A 21,883-nucleotide genomic window follows, 5' to 3' on the forward strand; every position below is an offset into this window, starting at 1 on the left:
AAAGAGGCCTCGCTTGCGTCGCATTCCAAGCGCCCACACTTATCGGCTGTTTGATTGTTAAAGAACAAGGGTGATGGTCAACCGAAGCCCTAGCCTCGCCGCCCATCGGCACTTCCGCCCCCGCCTCACTCGCTGGCCGCACCTGCGTGCCGCGCTGTGTTTGAAGCAGAGAAACGAGATTATGAAGCAGTTTTTTTAGGCTGTCAAATCGAAGACTTTCTGAAGTGCTTTTCATCAACCGCCCACTGCCGCATCATCCCTGGGGAATCCGCCCTTCGCATCCCAAACCGAAGGCCGCCCATTTAAAAGCCGCCCTTCGTAACCCGCCGCAGCAACTGCGGCTTCGTTTTTGTGTAGCGAAGCCAGAAATTATAGCAGCAATTTTAAAAAGTCTGCAAATCGAGCTCCAGCGCCCTATGGCTTGTCGACACCAGCGGGCCCCAGCACCTTCCCGGGACGCGCGCCGCCCGCCTTTTCGCCGTCCCAGACTTGTTGCCCATTGACCCATACGGCGCCGATGCCGCGGCTGAGCTGAATCGGCTTCTCGAACGTCGCCATGTCGGTTACGGTCTCCGGATCCAGCAGAACCATGTCGGCATAATGGCCTTCCCGTAGCACGCCCCGGTCCGCCAAGCCGTATTGCCGGGCTGCCAGGCCCGTCATGCGATGGATGGCTTCTTCAATGGACAGGAGCCGGCGTTCCCGGACCATGGTCCTCAATACGTTGGTGAAGGTGCCCCATTGCCGAGGATGCGGATGGGGATCGAATGGCAGGCCGTCCGACCCGACCATGGTGAGCGGGTGCTGAAAAATACGGCATACGTCTTCCTGGTCCATCAGAAAATAGATCGCACCCGCCGGCGTCAGCCTGTCGAATGCCGCCTGGTCGTCCAGGCCCCATTCATTTTTCAGGTCGTTGAAGTCTCGCCCAGCCGCTTCGGGCCAGGCTTTGGACCAGGTGATCATGCAGCGGCTGGCAATGCGCACGCGATCCAGCCTCAGCATGGTGGATGTCGCGGGATAGGGATGGCAGTCCAGGCATACCGGCTGCCGCGCTGCCGCCCTGCTGATCATATCCAGTGTTTCGCGGGACCGGCCGTGATTTTTTTCACCGGCGAGCTTATGGTGGGAGAACACGACTCTTGCATCAACGGCGCGCCCGATCTCCAGCGCTTCCTCGATAGCCGGAACGATATGGTCGGCCTCATCGCGCAAATGCGTCGCATAGATGCCGCCGCGCCCGCGCAGGGGGCCGCAGACGTCGATGATCTCTTCCGTAGTGGCCGCGGCGGCGGGCGGGTAGAAGGTGCCCGTGGACACTCCAAACGCCCCGGCGTCCAGAGCTTCCGCCAGCAGGCTGCGCATCGCCGATCTTTCCGCATCGCCGGCTTCTCGCCCGGTGTCGTCCATGACGGACACGCGCAAGGTGGTGTGGCCGACCAGCGGAACGACATTGACCGCCGGCGGCGACGCGCGCAAGGCGTCCAGCCATTGCCTGAACGTCGAGAAACGAAACAGCTCCGGCGGCCCGAGCAGATCCAGCGGCTGGGGCAAGCCGGATCGCGCGAGCGGCGCCAGGCTGACCCCGCAATTGCCCGTCACCACTGTCGTGACGCCTTGCGATACTTTAGGCGTCATGTCGGGGTGCGCAAGCAGATACCCGTCATCGTGCGTGTGCGAGTCGATGAAGCCCGGCACAAGCACCTGGCACCGGCCGTCGACCCAAGGCACGCCCGGCGCCGATCCGACATCGCCGATGCGAACGATGCGTTCGCCCGCGACGGCCACGTCGGCATGGTAGGGCGCCCCGCCGCTTCCATCTATGATCCGGGCGCCTTTTACAACGAAATCCATTTGCATGTTCTTCTGCTTCGACGGGACCGTGCGAGACGGGATCAATCCAGCTTCTTGATGCCTGCCGTTTCAATGATGCCTTTCCACTTGACCGTTTCACGGTCTATCAAGCGCTTGAAGTCGGCCGCGGAACCGCCGCCGGGCTCGGCGCCCAGCGTGGCCAGGCCTTCGATGACGGCGGGCTCGCGCAATGCCTTTTGTATCGCCATATTCAGTTTTTCGATCACTTCGGCCGGCGTGCCTTTGGGCGCAACCACGCCTCCCCAGGCGATCGTTTCATAGCCTTTCACTCCGGCTTCGTCCACGGTCGGAACGTCCGGCAACAGCGGCAAGCGCTTCATGCTGCTGACGCCCAGCGCCCGGGCCTTCCCGCTTTTTACCAGGGGTGCGGCTTCCGACGAGTTTGAGAACATGTAGTCCAGCCGGCCGCCGAGCAAATCCTGCAGCGCGGCCGGCCCGCTGTTGTATGGGATGAACGCTACGTCGATGCCGCCCAGGCTTTTGAACAGCTCTCCACCCATATGCCCGGTGGTTCCCACGCCCGACGCGCCGTAAGACATCTTTCCCGGCGCCTTTTTCGCGCGCTCGATCAGATCCGCAACGCTCTGGATGGGCGAATCGGCCGGCACGATGAGCACGTTATAGATGCTGAAGAAATGGATGACGGGCTCCAGATCGGCGTCCACGTCATAAGCCAGCTGGTTGAACAGCGCCCGGTTCACCGCCAGCGTATTGATGTTGCCGTAGCCGATGGTGTAGCCGTCGGGCCGCGCCCGCTTGATCTGCACGATGCCGATGCTGCCGGCCGCGCCCGGCTTGTTCTCGACCACGAATGAAGCACCGAGGTCTTTGGAGATCTGGTTCATTACAGTGCGAGACAGCACATCGGGCGAACCGCCGGCGGCCGATGGGACGACGAACGTAACCGGCTTGCTGGGCCACTCCTGGGCGAAGCTTGCCGCGCCCGCCAATATGCTGAATCCTATGAGCAAAGCGCCCACCGAGCGCTGAATGATACGCCGCATGACTGGTCTCCTCTTTTTTAGTTAGAGGTATCGAGCGTATCACCGGCATGCGGCAAGCCCCTCATCGAAAAACGTCGCGAAGATATAATCGGGCGTTATCGACGAGGCAGGGCGCCGCCATGGAAGACGATGATTTTTCCGATGAGAGTGTGACGCATCCCGCTGCTGCGCGGCCGCCGCTCAGCCTGCGGCAAATAGAAGTCTTCCGCAACATCATGATCGCCGGATCGATCAGTGGCGCCGGGCGCAGCCTGCATGTGTCCCAGCCGGCGGTCAGCCGCGTCCTCGCCTTGACGGAAAGCCGGCTCGGGTATCGCCTGTTCGAGCGCAACCGAGGCCGGCTGCTTCCCACGCCCGAAGCCCGCCGGCTGTATGCGGAAGTGGAAGAAATCTACAACGGAATCCAGCGCGTCAATCAGCTTGCCGCGACCCTGGGCGAGGCCGGATCGGGCATCTTGAAGATCATTTCCAGCGCAAGCTTCGGCCAGAACCTGATTCCCCGAGCCCTTGCAGGCTTCCAGGACCGCAATCCCCACGCCCAGGTGGACTACCGCAGCGTCACCTTCGACGAACAGGTCGGCTATTTCCTGAGCGGCGAAGCCGACGTCGGCGTCTCGATGGCTCCGCCGGACCACCCGCACTTGAAGTCGACGCTGCTTGGCCATATGGAAATCGTGTGCATCCTGCCCGAAGGCCATCCGCTGGGGGACAAGACCGTGATCCGAGCGGACGACCTGCTGCGCGGCGCATGGATAGGTTATCCGCCCGGCGCGCCATTGAGCCGCGCGTTACTGGCCTTCTTCGGCGACGCCGGCCCCTGCCGTCCGGCCGCCATCGAAGTTCACTCCCCCGTCACCGCCTATGCATTCGCGCAGCATGGCCTGGGGCCGGCACTGGTCGACGCCGGCTGCCTCCCCCCGGGGCCCAGTTCCCTGCTGGTCCGTCCCATCGAGCCGCGCGCTTCCATCGACATCTGGGCGACGCGTCCCGATCTCGCTCCGCTGCCGCTGCTGGGGCGCCGCTTCCTGTCGGCGGTGAAGAGCCTGTTGGACCCGGCGGCTCCATAGCAAATCATCGCTTGCCCATAACCTTCGTCTATCGTCATCGACAAGCGCGGCATGCGGCGGCATGATGGCGCTTTCTGGAGCCCGAGGAGCAAGGCGATATGATCGATAAAGGAAGGCGCAGGCTGGGTTTGGCGGTTGCGCAGATGGGGCCGGTGCAATTGGCCGATACACGTCGCGACGTGGTGCTGCGGCTGCTGGAAATGTTGCGCGAGGCGCATGGCCGCAAGGCGGACCTCGTGGTGTTTCCCGAACTCGCCCTGACCACATTCTTTCCCCGATACTGGATGAGCCAAGAAGAAGCGCAGGCGCGCTATTTCGAAACCGGCATGCCGGGCCCCGACACCCAGCCGCTGTTCGACGAAGCCTGCAAGCTGGGCATTGGTTTTTATCTGGGATATGCCGAGCTCACGCCCGGAGGCCAACCTTACAATGCGTCCATCCTGGTGGACAAAACCGGCGGCATCGTCGGGAAGTACCGCAAGATTCACCTTCCCGGACACGACGATCATAAGTTGGACGCCCCGTTCCAGCACCTGGAAAAGAAATACTTCAATGTGGGCGACAAGACTTTCGGTGTCTGGGACACGCTCGGCGCCAGGATAGGCATGTGTCTGTGCAACGACCGGCGTTGGCCCGAAACCTGGCGAGTCATGGCGCTGCAAAGTGCGGAAGTCGTGGTGCTGGGCTACAACACGCCGTCGCTGAACATCCATTGGCCCGAGCCCGTGCACCTGCGCATGCATCACCACTTGGTGACCTTGCAGGCCAGCGCCTATCAAAATTGCGTCTGGGCCGCGGCGGCGGCAAAATGCGGCAGCGAAAACGGCCATCACATGATAGGCGGATCCGTCATCGTGGCGCCCACAGGGGAAATCGTGGCTCAGGCCAGCACCGAAGGCGACGAGGTGATCATGGTCAACGCCGACCTGAGCCTGGGCGACACCTTCCGCAAGCACGTATTCGACTTTGCGCGGCATCGCCGCCCGGAGCATTACGCGCTGATCGTCGATCGCATCGGCCCGGGCGAGCCTCTACGATAGCGCCCGGCCAACCACCGCACTAGTCCTCGTCCACGAAAGCCTCTTCACGCTTTTTCCGTATCGAAGGCAATGCGACCAGCACCACCAGGACCGCCGCCGCCAGCAGGAGCGACAAAGACAGCGGCCGCGTCAGGAACGTCGTGAAATCCCCGCGGGCCAACAGCAAGGCCCGCCGGAAGTTCTCTTCCATCATCGGCCCCAGCACCAGGCCCAGCAACAGGGGCGCGCCCTCGCAGCTCAGCTTCGTCCATACATAGCCCACCAGCCCGAAAGCGGCGGTAACCCAGATGTCGAAGACGTTGTAGTTCAACGTATAGACGCCGATGGTGCAAAACACCAAAATGGCGGGAAACAGTATGCGATACGGCACGTTCAAGAGCTTGACCCACAGCCCGACCAGGGGCAGATTCAGGACCACCAGCATCAGGTTGCCGATCCACATCGACACGATCAGCCCCCAGAACAAATCCGGGTGGCTGGACATGACCTGCGGCCCCGGCTGAATGTTGTGGATCATCATGGCGCCTATCATCAGCGCGGTGACCGCGTTGCCGGGGATGCCCAGCGTCAGCAAAGGGATGAACGATGCCTGCGAGCCGGCGTTGTTGGCGGATTCTGGGCCGGCCAGGCCGGCGGGGTGTCCGCGGCCGAAACGCTCGGGCGACTTCGAAAGCTTTTTCTCCAGCGTGTACGACGCAAAAGAAGACAGAACCGCGCCCCCGCCGGGCAGTATCCCCAGCGCGCAGCCGACAGCCGTGCCCCGGACGCAGGCGGGCCATGCCTCCTTGAATTCCTGCTTGTTGGGGTATAGCGAACCGATCTTGCCGGTCAGGTCCACACGCTTGTCCTTGAGCTCCAGATTGCTCATGATTTCGGCAAAGCCGAAAACGCCCATGGCCACGGCGGCGAAATCGATGCCGTCCTGCAGTTCGGGAATACCGAAGTCATAGCGCGCCACGCCCGAGTTCACATCCGTTCCCACCATGCCCAGCAGCAGGCCCAGCAAGATCATGCACACGGCCTTCGGCAGCGAGCCCGAAGCCAGCACGACCGCGCCGATCAAGCCGAGCACCATCAGCGAGAAGTACTCCGCCGGCCCGAACTTGAACGCCACCTCGGCCAGCGGCGGCGCAAAGCCCGCGATCACCAGGGTCGCCACGCAGCCGGCGAAGAACGAACCCAAGGCGGCAATGGCCAGCGCCGCGCCCGCCCTGCCGTTGCGCGCCATCTGGTGCCCGTCGAGCACCGTCACGACCGCCGCCGTCTCGCCGGGCAGGGCCACCAAGATGGCCGTGGTCGACCCCCCGTAGGCCGCACCATAGTAGATGCCCGCGAGCATGATCAGGCCGGCCACCGGCGGCAATACGTAGGTGATGGGCAGAAGCATGGCGATCGTGGGCACCGGCCCGATGCCGGGCAGCACGCCGATCAGGGTTCCCAGCAGGCAGCCCAACAAGCAATACGCCAGGTTCTGCAGTGTGAACGCTACCGAAAATCCAAGGATCAGGTTCTCGAGTAATTCCATGCGGTGGTCCTCATCGTGCTGTGCGAGCGCATCGCCGCTTGATATGGTTTGGGGGGAATAGATCGTGACACGATATGATAAGGCGCTTGTCTTCGGATATGAACCCAGGTTTCCCCTTAGATTTTCCTGTGTTCCGGCGGATTTCGACCGAGCGGCGGCTGCGGGGCTGCGCCCATGGCGCGAACGGGAGCCCCGACACGCCCTATGAATTGATCAAATGCTCCTGGCCAATATATTCATAGTGCCGCGTATTGACCTTGGAAACCCGCCACTCCACCGGCGTCTGGTGAAAAGAATACGCCACGCGGCGCAGTTCGAGCAGCGGCGCGCCCGGTTCCACATTCAGCAGCCCCGCGTGATACGCGTCAGCCACCGCCACCCGCACGCGCTCGTCCGTGGCAATGACGTTGATGCCGAACATCTGCTGATAAAAACTGTACAGCGTGCTGGGCCGCTCCCGCAGCTGCTGCTGCGTCAGCCCCCGGAACATGACATCGGACACGCAGATCGTGTCGACGATCACCTTTTCGCCATGCAGCGACAGCGCATTGACGAATTCGAATACACGCGAACCCCGGGGCAAACGCAGCTTTTCCAGGGCCTCGTCGCTTGCCGGCATGTGCCGGAAGCTTTGAAGTTCGGTCGTGGGATAGGCTTTTTCGCCGTCCTGCCGGACGATGCGGAAGAACTTGAAGAAATGCTGGTTCTGGGAATGGATGGCCACGAAGGTGCCCCGCCCCTGGTGCCGCACGAGAATGTTTTCCATGACCAATTCGTCGATGGCCTTGCGCAGCGTGCCGATGGACACGCCGAAACGTTCGGACAGCAGTTTTTCAGGGGGAATGGCTTCGCCCTGCTTCCATTCGCCCGTGGACAGCGCGGCCAGCACCGCGCGCTTGACCTGCTCGTAAAGAGGCACACCGGAAGGACTGAGCACAGACGAAGTAGGACCCATGGCTAGTTATTTGCATATAACACAGCGACAATGATACCTCATACTAATCATCTATATGATATGCTTGACATGTATGTCGCACACGAATAACATTCCTTACACACGGTGCCGACCGGCCATTCCCGCATGCCGAGCCGGCGGTTTTTTATAGAGAGGAAAAACATGATTCACGCCGTATTGCACGACTCCAAGGACACGGTCGCCGTCGCCGTTGTGGAAGGCATCACAGCGGGCACTGAGCTCACTGCCTGGATAATGGACGAAGACAAGCTCATCCACGTCAAGGCCCAGCAAGACATCCCCATCGGCCACAAGGTCGCCCTGAAAGACATGGCGGTGGGCGACACCGTCTACAAGTACGGCATCGACATCGGCAAGGTCGTGGCGCCCATCAAGGCCGGCGACCACGCCCACGTGCAGAACATCAAGACCAAGCGCTGGTAAGCGATCCACCCCATATATCCACAGGTTAATAAGGAGTTTCAACATGGCTGTCATTTCCGCCAACACCACGTTCATGGGGTATCGCCGCGACAACGGGCGCGTGGGCGTACGCAACCACGTCATCATTCTTCCGGTCGACGACATTTCCAACGCGGCCGCCGAAGCCGTCGCCAACAACATCAAGGGCACGATGGCCTTGCCGCATCCCTATGGCCGCCTGCAATTCGGCGAAGACCTGGAACTGCACTTCCGCACGCTGATCGGCACCGGCAGCAACCCGAACGTCGCGGCGGTCGTCGTCATCGGCATCGAAGAAGGCTGGACCAAACGCGTGGTGGACGCCATTGCCGCCACCGGCAAGCCCGTGGCCGGATTCGGCATCGAGCTGCACGGCGACCACGACACCATCCTGCGCGCTTCGCGCAAGGCCAAGGAATTCGTCCACTACGCCACCGGCCTCATGCGCCAGGAATGCCCCATCAGCGACCTGTGGGTGTCGACCAAATGCGGCGAATCCGACACGACCTCGGGCTGTGGCGCCAACCCCACCGTGGGCAATGCCTTCGACAAGCTGTACGGCCTGGGCACCACCCTGGTCTTCGGCGAAACGTCCGAGCTGACGGGCGGCGAGCACATCGTGGCCGAACGCTGCGCCAACGACCAGGTGCGCGAACGCTTCATGTTCATGTTCAACCGCTACCAGGACATGATCAACCGCTGGAAGACCAGCGACCTGTCCGAATCGCAGCCCACCAAAGGCAACATCGCGGGCGGCTTGACCACCATCGAGGAAAAGGCGCTGGGCAACATCCAGAAGATCGGCAAGAAGTGCAAGGTGGACGGCGTGCTGGACAAGGCCGAAACCCCCACCAGCAGCGGCTTGTGGTTCATGGATTCGTCGTCCGCGGCGGCCGAGATGGTCACGCTGTGCGCCGCGTCCGGCTTTGCCGTGCACTTCTTCCCCACCGGCCAGGGCAACGTCATCGGCAATCCCATCCTGCCCGTGATCAAGATCTGCGCCAACCCGCGCACGGTGCGCACCATGTCGGAACACATCGACGTCGACACCTCGGGCCTGCTGCAACGCGAAATCGACCTCGACAAAGCCGGCGACAAGCTGCTGGAAAGCATGCTCGCCACCGCCAATGGCCGCTGGACGGCCGCGGAAGCCCTGGGGCATCGCGAATTCGTATTGACCCGCCTGTTCGAAAGCGCCTGAGCGGGAAAGGGGGCCGGGCCGCGCAACAGGTGTCAGCGCGCGGCCCAGAGGGGTCGGACCTTGCACGGGTCCGGCCCCGTCAATACTAAAACACCAACGAAGGAGCTAGAGACATGAAGCCCATATCTTCCCGACACTGTGCCGACCCCTTGCGCCGCAAGCTGCTGCAGGCGGCCGGCGCGGCGGGCCTGGGCGGCCTGCTGCCCGGCGCCGCCCTGGGCGCCGCGGCCGACGGCTGGCCCAGCCGCCCGGTCAACTATGTGGTGCCGTTTGCGCCGGGCGGGCTGACGGACGTCGCCGCCCGCGCGGTGGCAAAAGCCCTGACCGACGCCCACGGCTGGAACGTCGTCGTCGAAAACAAATCGGGCGGCAGCGCCAACATCGGCGCCGCGCACGTTGCGCGCTCCGCACCCGACGGCTATACCTGGCTGGCGATCACGCTCACCCACGCCTCCAACGCCACGCTGTTCGAAGGCCGCGCGGGCTACGATCTGCTCAAGGACTTGACGCCCGTGGCCGGCCTTGCGGCCTCGTCGATGATGGTGGTGGTCAATGCCAAGAGCGACATCAAGAGCATGGCCGATCTCGACAAGGCGGCGAAGGCCCGGCCGCTGAACGCAGGTTCCAGCGGCAACGGCACGCCGCCGCATCTTACGCTGGCCCTGTACCAGAGCCTGACCGGCAACAAGCTGGTGCACATCCCGTACAAAGGGGGCGCGCCTTCGCTCACCGACCTGATGGGCGGGCACCTGGACGTCATTTTCTCCAACTATCCGGAATCGCTGTCCCATGTGAAAAGCGGCGCCTTGCGCGCGCTGGCCGTCACCACCACCAAACGCAGCCCCGACCTGCCCGACGTGCCCACGGTTGCCGAAGCCGGCATGCCGGAGCTGATCGTCGAGAACCTGACCGGCGTGATGCTGCGGGCCGGCACCCCGGACGACATCGTGCAGAAGATCGGCAAGGCTATCGTCGCCCAGGTGGACCAGCCCGCCATGCGCGAATCCATGATCAAGCTCGGCTTCATTCCCCAGCCACGCAATCCGGCGGAATTCAAAACGCATCTGGAGGGCGAGGTCAAGCGCTGGCGCGAGATCATCAAGAACGCCGGCATAACGGTGACCTGACCGTGCGGTCAAAGTCCCAATCTTCCAGGCCCTTGGGGTCAGGCCCCATGCGGGGTCTGACCCTTTGTTTTTTTCCAGCAAGCGGTACATGACAACATTCGATACGGCAGCACTCAACATGTACAAATACAACAGGAGACTCTCATGCAACATCGCTTTCGACCACTACGGCGCGCCACCCTGTTGCTCGCCGCAACCGCACTCGCCACGGGGCTGAGCACGCCCGCGGCAGCCGCGAACTGGCCTTCCGGGCCGGTGACCATCGTCGTTCCGTTTTCCCCGGGCGGCACCACCGACGTGGTGGCACGGCTTCTTGGCGCCAAGCTGAGCGAGCTCTGGAAACAGACCGTCGTCGTGGAGAACAAGCTGGGCGCCGGCGGCAACATCGGCACGGCCATCGTCGCCAAGGCCAACCCCGACGGCCACACCATACTGATGGCGTCCGGCAGCATCCTGACCGTCAATCCGCATCTGTACAAGACTTTGCCGTTCGACGTGAACAAGGACTTCGAACTGATCACCAATGTGGCCGAAGGCCCCATGGTGGTGGTGGCGGCCAACAAGCTGCAGGTCAAGACGCTGCAAGACTTGATCAATCTGGCGAAGAAGAATCCGAACACGCTGAACATGGGGTCGGCGGGCCTGGGCAGCCAGGTCCACATGGCGGGCGAGAACTTCGCCCATGCCGCCAAGATCGACGTCACCCACGTGCCGTACCGGGGCGAGGCGGCCGCCTACACGGATCTGATGGCGGGCCAGATCGATTTCATCGTGGGCAATATCGGCGCGGTCACGCCGCTGGCGCAATCGGGCCGGGTGAATGCGCTGGCCGTCACGAGCAAAACTCGCGCGAAGATGCTGCCGAACCTGCCGACGGTGTCCGAGGCCGGCGTCCCGGGGTTCGAGAATTCCGGCTGGTTCGGGTTCATTGCGCCCAAAGGCACGCCGAAGAACGTCGTGGACAAGATCCAGAAGGACACGGTGAAGGTGCTGGCGATGCCTGACATCAAGGAACGCCTGGAGGCCCAGGGCATGTCGCCGGTCGGCAATACTCCCGCCGAGTTCAAGAAGGCGATGGATGCGGAGTCGGCGAACTGGGCGAAGATCATCAAGGAGCGCAACATCAAGATCAACTGATGTTCGCCACGGCCATGGAATCGGGGTTCCATGGCCGCGTGTGGTCAATTCCAAAGCGGCCGGGCGACGGCCGCTTTTTTTGGGCACGCCTTCAGCTGAAGATCTGCACCCAGACCTTGGGGGCCGTCGACACCAGCAGCATCACCCCCGACACCGCCAGCAGCACCAGCACCACCGCCTTGAACGTCCCATCCGAAAACCGCCTGTACAGACGGATGCCCAGCAGAGACGGAATCACGATCACCGGCGCGACGAATGCGAAGATCTCAAGAATCTCGCGAGTCAGCAGGCCATGGATGGCGAACGCCGTCAGCGTCAGCATGTGCATGAACAGATTGAACGCCTGGAACACCGTGCGCTGCTGATCCTTCGGCCAGCCCCGCAAGGTGCACCACAAAGTCGGAACCGCTCCCGGCAGCCCGCCGAAACCGCTCATCGTTCCGCCCACCCAGCCAATGACCCCGTCGGCGACGCGGCCGCCCCGCGTGATGCGGGGCATGCTGGAGATCAACAGCATGGACGAGCAATACACCGCCAGCAGCAGCCCCACCCCGAACTTGAAGAACAGAGGATCCATCATGTCCAGCAGCCAGAGCCCCGTCGGAATGCCGACGATGCCGCCCAGCAGAAAAGGCCGGACGCGATCCCAGCGGAAACCATGGCGCAGCGAACCGCAGGCCAGCAGCTGACCGACCAGCGAACCGAACACCACTACCGGCACGGCCAGGGCGGGTTCCAGCACCCAGGACCAGATCGCCAGAGACACCAGGCCGAAACCGAAGCCGGCGAGGCCCTGCACGAAGCCCGCCATGGCGCTGCCTATCCCGAGAATCAGCCAAAGCGCCATGCGCGCCTCATGAGGGCCGGCGCACGACCGGCGCCGGCAGGCCGTCGAGCGCGACATTGACGCAAGCCGGCAGGCCGGATTGCGCGGCGCGCGCCAGCGCGGCCGGGAGATCGGCCGCCTTGTCCACGTGCTCGCCATGGCCGCCGAAGGCCGCCGCCACACGATCGTAGCGCGACGGCAGAAGCTCGCAGCCTATGGCGCGGCCGGCGCCGTAGCTGCGCAACTGGATCTGGTATTCCGCGTTCCAGCGTGCGTCGTTGCCCACCACGCAAAGAATGGGCGCGCGGCAGCGCAAGGCGGTGTCCAGCTCGGCGCAATGGAAGCCGAAAGTGCCGTCGCCCATCAGCGCGACCACGGGCGCGTCCGGATAGACGTGCTTGGCGCCGATGGCCATGGGCAGGGCGGCGCCGATCGCGCCCGCCGCGCCGTTGATGACGCGATGGGGCGCATGCAGGCAGGCCTGGGCCCATTGCCCGAATTCCCCGCCGTCGACCACCAGCACCGCGTCGGGATGGCTGTCCAGCAAAGGCTGGACGGCGGCGCACAGGGCGGCGGGGTGCAAAGGGGCGGGCTTGGCCGCATCCGCCGCGCCGGCCGCGGTCGCCGCCACGGCCTGGCGCCAGGCTTCGGGCCGGTAGGCGATGCCGGACCGGACGCGTTCGGGCCAATCCGCCTCCATGCGACGCGACCCGCCGACGGCGGCCGCGTCCGCCAAGGCCGCCGCGGCGGAATGGAAGTCGGACCGGGCGCGGGCGCGCAGGCGGTCGCCGACGGCTTCCGTGCTGCGCCGGAATTCGTCTTCATCGGCGTCCGCCTGCAGGAAAACGCAGCCGTCCGCGAATGCCGGCGCCTTGCCGAAGCCCAGCGTGAAGTCCAGCCGCTTGCCCAGCAGCAGCACGCAATCGGCTTGCGCCAGCAAGGGCGCGAAGGCGCCCAGCGCCGGGTCATTGCCGCCCCGCGGGCTTTCCGTGGCGATGACGGGCATGCCGCAAGCGTCTTGAAGCCGCTGCACGGCCCGGCGCCCGCTGTCCGTCAGGCCTTGCGGGCCGGCCAGGATCAGCGGCCGCCGCGCCTGGCGCAGGCGGGCCAGCAGGTCGTGCGCGGCGTCGCCGGACAAGGGCATGGGCCTGGCCTGGAATTCGGCGGCATCGGGAAGCGCGGCGCCGGCGGCCGGCGCTTCCAGGACGTCGGTGGGCAGGCTCAGGTGCACCGGCCCCGGCCGCCCGGACAAGGCCAGGCGGCAGGCGCGGGCGAAATCCTGGGCGATGGCGGCCGGGTCGCTTGCCGCCCAGGCCTGCTTGACCACCGGCCGGGCCATGGCCACCTGATCCATTTCCTGGAAGGCGCCCCGGCCCAGCTGGTTCAGCGGCGCATGGCCGGACAGCAGCACGACGGGCGATTCCGACATGTAGGCGGTGTACAAGGCGGAAACGGCGTTGGCGTGCCCGGGGCCGCCCGTGACGAGCGCGACCGCCACCCGCCCGGTCAGCCGGGCGTGGGCGTCGGCCATGTGGACCGCGGCGCCTTCGTGCCGGGTATGGACCAGGCCCAGTTTTTCAGTGTAGAGCGCATCGTAGACCGGCATGACGTGATTGCCGGACAGGCTGAAAACGGTTTCCACCCCCGCCCGGCGCAGGGCGCGGGCCAGCAGGTCGGCTCCGCGGGGCGGAGCCGTCATGCCTTGGCCTCTTCTTCCAGGAGTATGGTTTCGCCGGGCCGGACGCGGGTGAACTTGACGGGTTGCCTGGTCAATTGCAGGGATCCTTCTTTCAGGCGCATGACGGAGAACCAGGAGTTCTCCAGGTCGCGCACGTCGGGGAAGTCTTCACGGAAGTGCGCGCCGCGCGAATCTTCGCGCGCCAGCGCCGCGCTGACGATGGCTTTGCTCACGTGTATGAGGCTATCCATGTTCAGCCAATCGTGCCAGGTCAGATTGTAAGCCCGATTGCCGTCGGCCACGCCCACGCGCTCCAGTTCTCGATGGAGTTCATCCAGCGTGGCGGCGGCGCGCTTGAGCCCCGCCTCGTCGCGCACGATGCCCGCGTCGTTCCACATGCAGTCCCACAGGCGTTCGCGCAAGGCGTGCAGGTCGCCGCCCGGCTGCGCAAAGGGGCGCTCGGCGGCCGCGACGGCCTGGCGCAGCCGCGCTTCGTCGACGTCGACGAGCTCTTTGCCCCGCACCCAGGCCGCCATGCTGTCGCCCGCGATTCCGCCGAAGACCGTCGAGTTCGCCACGCCGTTGCCGCCCAGGCGGTTGGCGCCGTGCACGCCGCCGGTGTCCTCGCCCGCCGCGAACAGGCCGGGCCATTCGGTGCTGCAATCGGGATTGAAGACCACGCCGCCCATCATGTAGTGGGCGGTGGGCACGACTTCGACCAGGCCGCCGGCCAGATCGAAGCCGCAGTCGGCGCAGCGCTCGACCATGCCCTTGAACTGCTTGCGCACCTTGTCGGGCCCCAGGTGGCTCATCTGGATGTACACGCCGCCGTTCGGCGAAGTGCGCCCCGCGCGCATTTCCGCATAGATGCCGCGCGAGACGACGTCGCGCGTGGCCCGTTCGCCGCGCGGATCGTAGTTGTGCATGAAGCGTTCCTGCTTGCCGTTCAGCAGGTAGCCGCCCGCGCCGCGCAGCCCTTCTTCGAGCACGGTGCCGGTCATGCGCGTGTCCGATCCGGCCAGCAGGCCCGTCGGGTGGAACTGCACCATTTCCATGTCGCGCAGCCCCAGCCCGGCGCGCAGCGCCATGGCCAGGCCGTCGCAGCTCTTGTCGCCGGACGGCGTGTGGAATTTATACATGGTGGGGCCGCCGCCCGTGGCCAGCAGCACGGCCTTGGCGCGCACCAGCCGGTACAGCCCCGTGCGCAGGTCTATCATCAGCACGCCGGCGATGCGCGCCCCGTCGGCGGAAGGAATCAGCTCGATGGCCCGATGCTCTTCCAGGCGGTGGATCTTGCGCGCCCACACCTGTTCGGCCAGGCGATTGATGATCTCGATGCCGGTGAGGTCGCCCTTGTGCACGGTGCGATCGAAGGTCTGGCCCGCGAAGGCTTTCTGGTGCAGGGTGCCGTCGGGGTTGCGGTCGAAGAAGCAGCCGAGCTCGTTCTCGAGTTCATGGATGCGTTCTATGGCCTTGTTCACCAGCGTCCATGCCAGTTCCTGGTCGGGCAGCCATTTGCCGCCGGTGATGGTGTCCATGAAATGCCGCTCGGCGGAATCGCCTTCGGCCAGGGCCACGTTGTAGCCGCCCTGCACCATGCGCGTGCAGCCGCACTTGCCCAGCAGGCCCTTGACGGCCACGGTGATGTGCAGGGAAGGGTCGGCGTCGTGCGCATGCAGGGCCGCGAACAGGCCGGCGCCCCCCGAGCCCAGGACCAGGATGTCGGTGCTGATTACGTCGGGCTGCGGCGTCATGATGCCCCCAGGGATGCCAGGATTTCGTCGCGGCGGCTCTTGACTTCGTCGTTCACCTCGTCGTACAGCGAGCCCCCGTGGCTGTCCATGGCCACCAGCAAGGGGCCGAAGTCGCGGATGCGGAATTTCCAGAGCGATTCGGGATTCAGGTCGTCCAGGTCGACGTCTTCGATCTGTTCGATCCAGGTGGTTTCCAGCGCGGCCGTGCCGCCGACGATGCCCAGGTAGGCGCCGCCCAGTTCCTGGAAGGCCTGGAGCGAGCCCTGGTGCATGCCGCCCTTGCCGATGATGAAGCGCACGCCGCACTGCGACATCAGCTGGCGGGTGAAGCGCTCCATGCGTGAAGAGGTGGTGGTGCCGATGCAGACGGACTCGTAGCCCGCCGGGAATTCGTCCGACACGGGTACTTTGCGCACGTTGGGCGCGGTGTGGATCACCGCATGGCCGTTCAGGTCGAAGCGCGTCTTGCGGCCGTGATCGAACATTGCGATATAGGTGGCGTCGCGTATGCCGAACAGCGTCTTCTGCAGGGTGACCGTGTCGCCCACGCGCAGTTGGCGCGCCTGTTCCTCGGTGACCGGCATCGTCAAGTCGTAATGTGCCATGTTTCCCTCCTTCAGAAGCCGTATTCGATCCGGCCGGAACCCAGGTGCGCCCGGGCCCGCCGCGCCGAATGGCATTGCATGTTCACGGCGACCGGATTCATGGTGATGTGCGTGGCCGCCAGTTCGATGTGCACCGCGAAGGACGTGGCGTCCCCGCCCAGGCCCTGCGGGCCCACGCCCAGCTTGTTGACCGCCGCCGACAGCTCGCGCTCGAGCTCGGCCCCCAGCGGGTCCGCGCATACGGACCCGAGCGGACGCGTGGCCGCTTTCTTGGCCAGGTGCACGCACAGGTCGGACGTGCCGCCCACGCCGACGCCCACGATGGTGGGCGGACAGGTCTTGCCGCCGGCATCGATCACGCAATCGATGACGAAGCGCTTCACGGCCGCCAGGCCTTCGGCGGGGATGGCCATGCGCAGAAAGGAGTTGTTCTCGGAGCCGCTGCCCTTCGGGATCATTTCGATGTCCAGCGTGTCGGCGTCCTCGACGTAGTCGAAATGGATGACGGGCACGCCGGGGCCACAGGACGTGTGATTGTTCACGCGGCTGATGGGATGCACGACGCTGGACCGCAGCGGGTGCTCGCGCGTGGCGCGCTCGCAGCCCTTGGCGATGGCCTGCTTCATGCGCCAGCCGTCCACGGCCACGTTCCGCCCGATGAACACGTTGTAGATCGGGATGCCGGTATCCTGGCACAGCAGGTTGTGATTGTCTTCGGCCACGCGGATGTTGGTGACCATGGTTTTCAGGATGGTGCGCGCCCGTTCGGACGTTTCCATGGCCTGCAGATTGCCGAAGCCGGTCTTGATGTCGTCCGGCAAGAGCTTCAAGGCGCGTATGTAGAGTTCGCGGGCCGCCTCTTCCACCTGCGTGTAGTCAATTTCTTTCATGCTTCAACCCAATGCGGCGATAAGGAAAACGATCGATACGGCGGCGGCCGAGGCGACGCCGGCGGAGATCATGTCCGGGCGCAGGCCGCGCCATGGGCTGAACTCCAGCAACAGCAGGCGCAGCCCGCCCAGGGCGTGCGCCGCCAGCAAGAACACCAGCAGCCATTCGCCGATCTTGAACAAAGGATGCTCGTACCATTTGAGCGCGGTGTCCAGGGCCGCTTCGCTTTCCAGCGCGAGGCCCAGCGTCCAGAAATGGAAGGGCAGGAAAATGGTCAGCAGCACGCCCGAGACCCGGTGCAGGAAGAAGGCCAGCCAGCTGGCGTGCGACCGGGCGCGCAGGCCGTTTTTTTTCATGCCGTTCATGCCGCGCCCCCCAACGTGACCGCCCAGACCGCGCGCAAGCCCATGACCAGCAAGGCGAGCGACAGAAGATTGGACAGCAGGGCCGCCGCGCCGTCGCGCAGGCGGGCCCATTCGACCAGCACGTTGCGCACGCCTATGGACGCATGCACGCTGACGAGCACGACGAAAGCGCCGTAGAAGCCCGCCCACAAGACGTTCCCGCGCGTGCGCGCCAGGACTTCGGCGCCGCTGAGCCCGCCGCGTATGGCGTAGACCATGACGATGATGTGGATGACGACGAACAGGGCCATGGCCATGGCCGTGATGCGCTGCCAATACCAGCGGCGCGCCGCCTTGACGTTGATGCCCGCCATGTCATGCGCCTCCGGTTTCGTTGCCGAGTTCGCCGCGCATGGCCGCGCGCGCCGCCATGCGCTTGAGCCCGGCGATGCCGGCGGTGGGCGACAGCTGCTTGGGACAGCGCAGCGTACAGGAGCCCTGCGTGTGACAGGAATGGCAGCCCGCGTCGCCCGCGACGGCGAGCAGCCGGCCGCCGTCGACGTCGCGCTCGTCGTTGACCAGGGTCCAGGCGCGGTTCAGCGCGGCGGGCCCGAGGTAGTCCGGCCGCCAGGTGACGACGTCGCAGGACGAATAGCATACGCCGCAGCCTATGCATTCGATGCCGGCGTCCGCTTCCTGGCGGGCCGGGCTGTCGGGCTTGACCAGCGCGACAGGCTCGTGGCGCGTGTGTTCGCCCTTGAAGCGGCCGTGCGCGGCCTGGATTTTTTCGAAGAAAGTGTCCATGTCGACGACCAGGTCCTTGATCACGGGCATGTTCGACAAGGGCGCCAGCCGCAGCCGCCCGTCTTTCGCGACTTTGGACACGTGGGTGCGGCAAGTCCAGCGCGCCACGCCGTTGACCTGCATGGCACAGGAGCCGCACATGCCGACGCGGCAGGCGAAACGGTAGGACAGCGTGGGATCCATCTGCCGCTGAATGTGGGTGACGACGTCCAGCACCGTCTGGCTGGCGCGGCGCGGCACTTCAAAAGATTGGTAGCTTCCGTTCTGCCCGCCGCGCCAGACTTCGACGCTCAGGGTGGAAGAGGTTTCGCTCATGGCTGTGGTTTCCGATACGGGGGAAATGGGTCTTCCTATGATGCCTCCGGTGTTGACAAAAGTAAAACTATTAATTATTTTGGACAGGCCAATTTATTTTTATAGCCAACTCTCATGTCGTCGATAAGGCAGTTCCGTACCGCGCTGGCGGCCGGCAGGCTGAGCAGCTTCGCCGAAGTCGGCCGTCAGGTCGGCCTGACCCAGGCCGCCGTCAGCCTGCAGATCAAGAACCTGGAAAGCGAGCTGGGCGTCAAGCTCTTCGAGCGCGGTCCGCAGTCGCTGGCGGTCACGCCCGACGGGCGGCGGGTGCTGGAACGCCTGGAAAAACTGGTGGCCGACTACGACCACTTGCTCAGCCAGCCCGGTGGCGTGCTGCGCGGCACGCTGCATGTCGGCGCCCTGGTCTCCGCGCTGATGGGCTCCTTCGGCGGCGCGCTGGCGCGCATCAAGCGGGAATACTCGGCGCTGGACTTGCGGCTGCTGGCGGGCCAGTCGGGCGAGTTCGCCCGCATGGTCGCCAAGGGCGAACTCGACGCCGCCGTCGTGGCGGAACCGCCCTACGCGGTGCCGGCTGGGCTGATATGGACGCCGTTCTACCAGGAAAGGCTGGTGCTCATCGCGCCCCAGGAAATGGTCCGCCGCTCCGTCCTGGACCTGCTGCTGCACGAACCGTTCCTGCAGTTCGACCGCTCGCTCTGGACGGGCAGGCTGGTCAGCTTCGCGCTGGAGCAGCTGGGCATCACGCCCAATATCGCGCTGGAGCTCAACTCCATAGAAGCCATCGCGCAGCTGGTCCGGCAACGCTACGGCGTCGCCATCGTGCCGCACTTGGCCAATGCGGAATGGTCGGAACAGCAACTGGTCGTCAAAGACCTGCCCGGCCCGGCCATCCTGCGGGGCGTCGGCATGCTGGAACGGCGCGAGCACAGCAAGAAGGCCGTCACCCAGGCGCTGTGCGCGCTGGTGGCGGATCGGGCTTGAGGCGGGTTGCGCGGCCCGGACACGCGGCCCGGGCTCAATCGCGTTTCGCTCCGGAGAACTTGATGATCTCGCCCCATTTCTTTATGTCTTCGGCCAGCGTGTCGGCAAATTGCTGCGACGTGCCGCCCATGGTGGTGAAGCCCATCTGGACCAGCTTGCCGCGGAACTCCGGAGTCTTGAGCGCCGTGTTGAGGGCGTCGTTGATCTTCTGCTTGACGTCGGCCGGAGTGCCCTTGGGCGCCAGCAGGCCGAACCAGGTCTCCGATTTCAGCTCGGGCTGACCGAGCTCGGTCGTGGTGGGGACGTCGGGCATGACATCGGAGCGCGTCGCAGACATCACCGCCACGGCGTTCAGCCGGCCATCGCCGACCAAAGGAGCCGCGGCGGTGATGCCGGGCAAGGCCAGCTGCAGGCGCCCGCCCACCAGGTCCGTGAATACGGCGCCCGGCGAGGTGTACGGCACGTGGATCATCGATACGCCCATGACCTTGTTGAACAGCTCGCCCGACAAGTGATATGAACTGCCGCTGCCGGTCGAGCCGAAATTGAGCGCGCCGGGATTCTTCTTCGCATAGTCCGCCAGTTCCTGGAACGTCTTCACGCCCAAGGACGGCTGGACGACGATGACGTTCGGTACCGAGGCCACCAGGACGATGGGATCGAGATCGCGCTGCGGATGATACGGCTTGGAGTCGTACATGGTGACGACGGGAACCAGCGTGCCGGTCCAGCCGAGCAGCAGCGTATAGCCGTTGGGTTCGGACTTCACGACGGTACTTGCGCCGATGTTTCCATTGGCGCCGGGCCGGTTCTCCACGACGACCTGCTGATTGAACGCTTTGCCGAGGGCTTCTCCCACCATTCTGCCGAGCGGATCCGCGCTGCCGCCCTGGCCCGCCGGAATGATCAGGCGGATGGGCTTGCTGGGCCATGTGTCCGCGCAGGCGCCGGCCATGGGCAGCATCAGCGATGAAAGCGCCAGCGCCAGCAGCGTCCGGCGGTATATTCTCTTGTTCGACATGTTGTGTCTCCTTTGTGGTTATAGGCGCTGCGGCCCTGACGGGGCGCGGACCTTCTAGTACGACTTGGGCAGGCCGAGCACACGCTCGGCGATATGGCTGAGAATCAGTTCGCGGCTCACCGGCGCAATCCGGGGGATCATGATTTCACGCAGATAGCGCTCGACGTGGAATTCCTTCGAATACCCCATGCCGCCGTGAGTCAGGATGGCCTGCTCGCAGGCCCGGAACCCCGCTTCCGCGGCGTAGTACTTGGCGGCATTCGCTTCGGCGCCGCACTCGCGGCCGTTGTCATAGAGCCAGGCGGCCTTCGCCGTCAGAAGCTGGGCGGCCTCGAGCTCCACCCAGTTACGCGCCAGGGGGTGCTGGATGGCTTGATTCATGCCGATGGGACGGTCGAACACCTTGCGTTCCGCCGCGTAGCCCGTTGCCTTCCGCAAGGCGATGCGCCCGACGCCGACGGCTTCGGCGGCCAGCAGCACGCGTTCGGGATTCATTCCGTGCAGCAAGTATTTGAAGCCCTTCCCTTCTTCCCCGATGCGGTCCTCGACCGGTATCTCCAGGCCGTCTATGAATAGCTCATTGGAGTCGACGCATTTGCGGCCCATTTTATCGATCAGGCGTACGTCTATCTTGCTGCGATCCAGGTCGGTATAGAACAGCGTGAGACCATGCGAAGTCCGCCCCGAGGGCAGGTCTTCGACCGCGGTGGTGCGGGCAAGCAGCATGATCTTGTCCGCGACTTGCGCCGTCGATATCCAGACTTTCTGGCCGTGCACGACGTACTTGTCGCCCTGTCGGACCGCCCGCGTTTTCAGCCGCGTCGTGTTCAGGCCGGCGTCGGGCTCGGTGACGCCGAAGCAGGCTTTGAGCCGCCCGTCGACGATGGGCGGCAGCATGCGCCGCTTCTGTTCTTCGGTGCCGTAGACGACCACCGGCAGCAGGCCGAAAATATTGATGTGGACCGCGGAAGCGCCGCTCAGGCAGGCGCCGGATTCGGCAACGGTCTGCATCATGACGGACGCCTCCTGCACGCCCAGCCCCGCGCCGCCGTACTGCTCCGGTATCGCTATGCCCAGCCAGCCTGCCTGGCCCATGGCTGTATAAAACTCGTGCGGAAATTCGCCGTCGGCGTCCCGCTCCAGCCAGTAGCTTTCGGGGAATCGGTCGCAAAGGGCCTTGACCGCTACGCGTATGGACTCGTGTTCTTGGCTCGGTTCAAAGTTCATGTTCTGATCCTGCTGGGTAAGAAGTCATGGCATGGAAAAATCCG

General features: G+C 64.6%; 22 protein-coding genes. 7 read left to right on the forward strand and 15 right to left on the reverse strand.

The window, feature by feature from the left end; genetic code table 11:
- The 3 genes from H0A72_RS22030 to H0A72_RS19175 all read right to left on the reverse strand — a co-directional run.
- Window positions 1-235 (reverse strand): hypothetical protein (locus tag H0A72_RS22030; protein ID WP_218953405.1); only part of this gene is annotated, 235 nt, incomplete at its 3' end.
- Window positions 236-414: 179 nt separating this feature from the next.
- Window positions 415-1,860, reverse strand: a complete 1,446-nt coding sequence (locus H0A72_RS19170) for an N-acyl-D-amino-acid deacylase family protein (RefSeq protein WP_180158122.1) — start codon at window positions 1,858-1,860, stop codon at window positions 415-417.
- Between the two features lie 35 nt (window positions 1,861-1,895).
- A complete protein-coding gene (locus H0A72_RS19175; RefSeq protein ID WP_180158123.1) occupies window positions 1,896-2,879 on the reverse strand; it encodes a Bug family tripartite tricarboxylate transporter substrate binding protein in 984 nt (327 codons plus the stop codon).
- A gap of 119 nt (window positions 2,880-2,998) precedes the next feature.
- On the opposite strand from H0A72_RS19175, the gene H0A72_RS19180 reads away from it, so the two are divergent.
- Window positions 2,999-3,946 (forward strand): LysR family transcriptional regulator, encoded by a 948-nt coding sequence (locus tag H0A72_RS19180; RefSeq protein ID WP_180158124.1) that lies wholly within the window; start codon window positions 2,999-3,001, stop codon window positions 3,944-3,946.
- Window positions 3,947-4,044: 98 nt separating this feature from the next.
- Window positions 4,045-4,986 carry an N-carbamoyl-D-amino-acid hydrolase gene (locus H0A72_RS19185; protein ID WP_246437013.1) on the forward strand — a complete coding sequence of 314 codons (942 nt, stop codon included), beginning with the start codon at window positions 4,045-4,047 and terminating at the stop codon, window positions 4,984-4,986.
- A 19-nt stretch (window positions 4,987-5,005) separates the two neighbouring features.
- On the opposite strand, the gene H0A72_RS19190 is transcribed toward H0A72_RS19185, so the two are convergent.
- Window positions 5,006-6,511 carry a tripartite tricarboxylate transporter permease gene (locus H0A72_RS19190; protein WP_180158125.1) on the reverse strand — a complete coding sequence of 502 codons (1,506 nt, stop codon included), beginning with the start codon at window positions 6,509-6,511 and terminating at the stop codon, window positions 5,006-5,008.
- A gap of 202 nt (window positions 6,512-6,713) precedes the next feature.
- Entirely contained in the window at window positions 6,714-7,466 is a 753-nt protein-coding gene (locus H0A72_RS19195) for a GntR family transcriptional regulator (protein ID WP_180158126.1), read from the reverse strand.
- A gap of 162 nt (window positions 7,467-7,628) precedes the next feature.
- Between H0A72_RS19195 and H0A72_RS19200 the strand changes: the two genes are divergently transcribed.
- The 4 genes from H0A72_RS19200 (at window position 7,629) to H0A72_RS19215 (ending at window position 11,393) form a co-directional block, all read left to right on the forward strand.
- Complete coding sequence (locus H0A72_RS19200) at window positions 7,629-7,910, forward strand: UxaA family hydrolase (RefSeq protein WP_180158127.1); 282 nt, start codon at window positions 7,629-7,631, stop codon at window positions 7,908-7,910.
- Window positions 7,911-7,953: 43 nt separating this feature from the next.
- A complete protein-coding gene (locus tag H0A72_RS19205; RefSeq protein WP_180158128.1) occupies window positions 7,954-9,129 on the forward strand; it encodes a UxaA family hydrolase in 1,176 nt (391 codons plus the stop codon).
- A gap of 113 nt (window positions 9,130-9,242) precedes the next feature.
- Complete coding sequence (locus H0A72_RS19210; RefSeq protein ID WP_180158129.1) at window positions 9,243-10,256, forward strand: Bug family tripartite tricarboxylate transporter substrate binding protein; 1,014 nt, start codon at window positions 9,243-9,245, stop codon at window positions 10,254-10,256.
- A 144-nt stretch (window positions 10,257-10,400) separates the two neighbouring features.
- Window positions 10,401-11,393 (forward strand): Bug family tripartite tricarboxylate transporter substrate binding protein, encoded by a 993-nt coding sequence (locus tag H0A72_RS19215; protein ID WP_180158130.1) that lies wholly within the window; start codon window positions 10,401-10,403, stop codon window positions 11,391-11,393.
- Window positions 11,394-11,484: 91 nt separating this feature from the next.
- Here the strand turns inward: H0A72_RS19215 and H0A72_RS19220 are convergent, their stop codons facing one another.
- From H0A72_RS19220 to H0A72_RS19255, 8 genes are read right to left on the reverse strand one after another with little or no spacing between them, the layout of a single operon-like run.
- Window positions 11,485-12,240: a sulfite exporter TauE/SafE family protein gene (locus tag H0A72_RS19220; protein ID WP_180158131.1), complete on the reverse strand. Its 756-nt coding sequence runs from the start codon at window positions 12,238-12,240 to the stop codon at window positions 11,485-11,487.
- Between the two features lie 7 nt (window positions 12,241-12,247).
- The gene (locus H0A72_RS19225) at window positions 12,248-13,918 is read right to left on the reverse strand and encodes a thiamine pyrophosphate-binding protein (protein ID WP_180158132.1); all 1,671 of its coding nucleotides are present in this window, start codon (window positions 13,916-13,918) and stop codon (window positions 12,248-12,250) included.
- Window positions 13,915-15,651 (reverse strand): L-aspartate oxidase, encoded by a 1,737-nt coding sequence (locus H0A72_RS19230; protein ID WP_180158133.1) that lies wholly within the window; start codon window positions 15,649-15,651, stop codon window positions 13,915-13,917. Before H0A72_RS19230 ends, H0A72_RS19225 begins: the two co-directional genes overlap by 4 nt.
- Entirely contained in the window at window positions 15,648-16,256 is a 609-nt protein-coding gene (locus H0A72_RS19235; RefSeq protein ID WP_180158134.1) for a fumarate hydratase C-terminal domain-containing protein, read from the reverse strand. Before H0A72_RS19235 ends, H0A72_RS19230 begins: the two co-directional genes overlap by 4 nt.
- 11 nt (window positions 16,257-16,267) lie before the next feature.
- Complete coding sequence (locus tag H0A72_RS19240) at window positions 16,268-17,146, reverse strand: fumarate hydratase (protein ID WP_180158135.1); 879 nt, start codon at window positions 17,144-17,146, stop codon at window positions 16,268-16,270.
- 3 nt (window positions 17,147-17,149) lie between these two features.
- A complete protein-coding gene (gene sdhC / locus H0A72_RS19245; protein WP_343287145.1) occupies window positions 17,150-17,512 on the reverse strand; it encodes a succinate dehydrogenase, cytochrome b556 subunit in 363 nt (120 codons plus the stop codon).
- Window positions 17,509-17,865, reverse strand: a complete 357-nt coding sequence (locus tag H0A72_RS19250; protein WP_180158136.1) for a succinate dehydrogenase/fumarate reductase transmembrane subunit — start codon at window positions 17,863-17,865, stop codon at window positions 17,509-17,511. Before H0A72_RS19250 ends, sdhC begins: the two co-directional genes overlap by 4 nt.
- A 1-nt stretch (window position 17,866) precedes the next feature.
- A complete protein-coding gene (locus tag H0A72_RS19255) occupies window positions 17,867-18,610 on the reverse strand; it encodes a succinate dehydrogenase/fumarate reductase iron-sulfur subunit (protein ID WP_180158137.1) in 744 nt (247 codons plus the stop codon).
- A gap of 114 nt (window positions 18,611-18,724) precedes the next feature.
- On the opposite strand from H0A72_RS19255, the gene H0A72_RS19260 reads away from it, so the two are divergent.
- Window positions 18,725-19,591 (forward strand): LysR family transcriptional regulator, encoded by an 867-nt coding sequence (locus H0A72_RS19260; protein ID WP_180158138.1) that lies wholly within the window; start codon window positions 18,725-18,727, stop codon window positions 19,589-19,591.
- Between the two features lie 34 nt (window positions 19,592-19,625).
- Here H0A72_RS19260 and H0A72_RS19265 read toward each other — a convergent pair whose 3' ends face one another.
- Entirely contained in the window at window positions 19,626-20,612 is a 987-nt protein-coding gene (locus H0A72_RS19265) for a Bug family tripartite tricarboxylate transporter substrate binding protein (RefSeq protein ID WP_180158139.1), read from the reverse strand.
- A 54-nt stretch (window positions 20,613-20,666) separates the two neighbouring features.
- A complete protein-coding gene (locus H0A72_RS19270) occupies window positions 20,667-21,839 on the reverse strand; it encodes an acyl-CoA dehydrogenase family protein (protein WP_180158140.1) in 1,173 nt (390 codons plus the stop codon).
- Window positions 21,840-21,883 lie beyond the last annotated feature (44 nt).

It is taken from the genome of Parapusillimonas granuli (assembly GCF_013416525.1).
GTDB classification, from domain to species: Bacteria; Pseudomonadota; Gammaproteobacteria; order Burkholderiales; family Burkholderiaceae_B; genus Parapusillimonas; species Parapusillimonas granuli.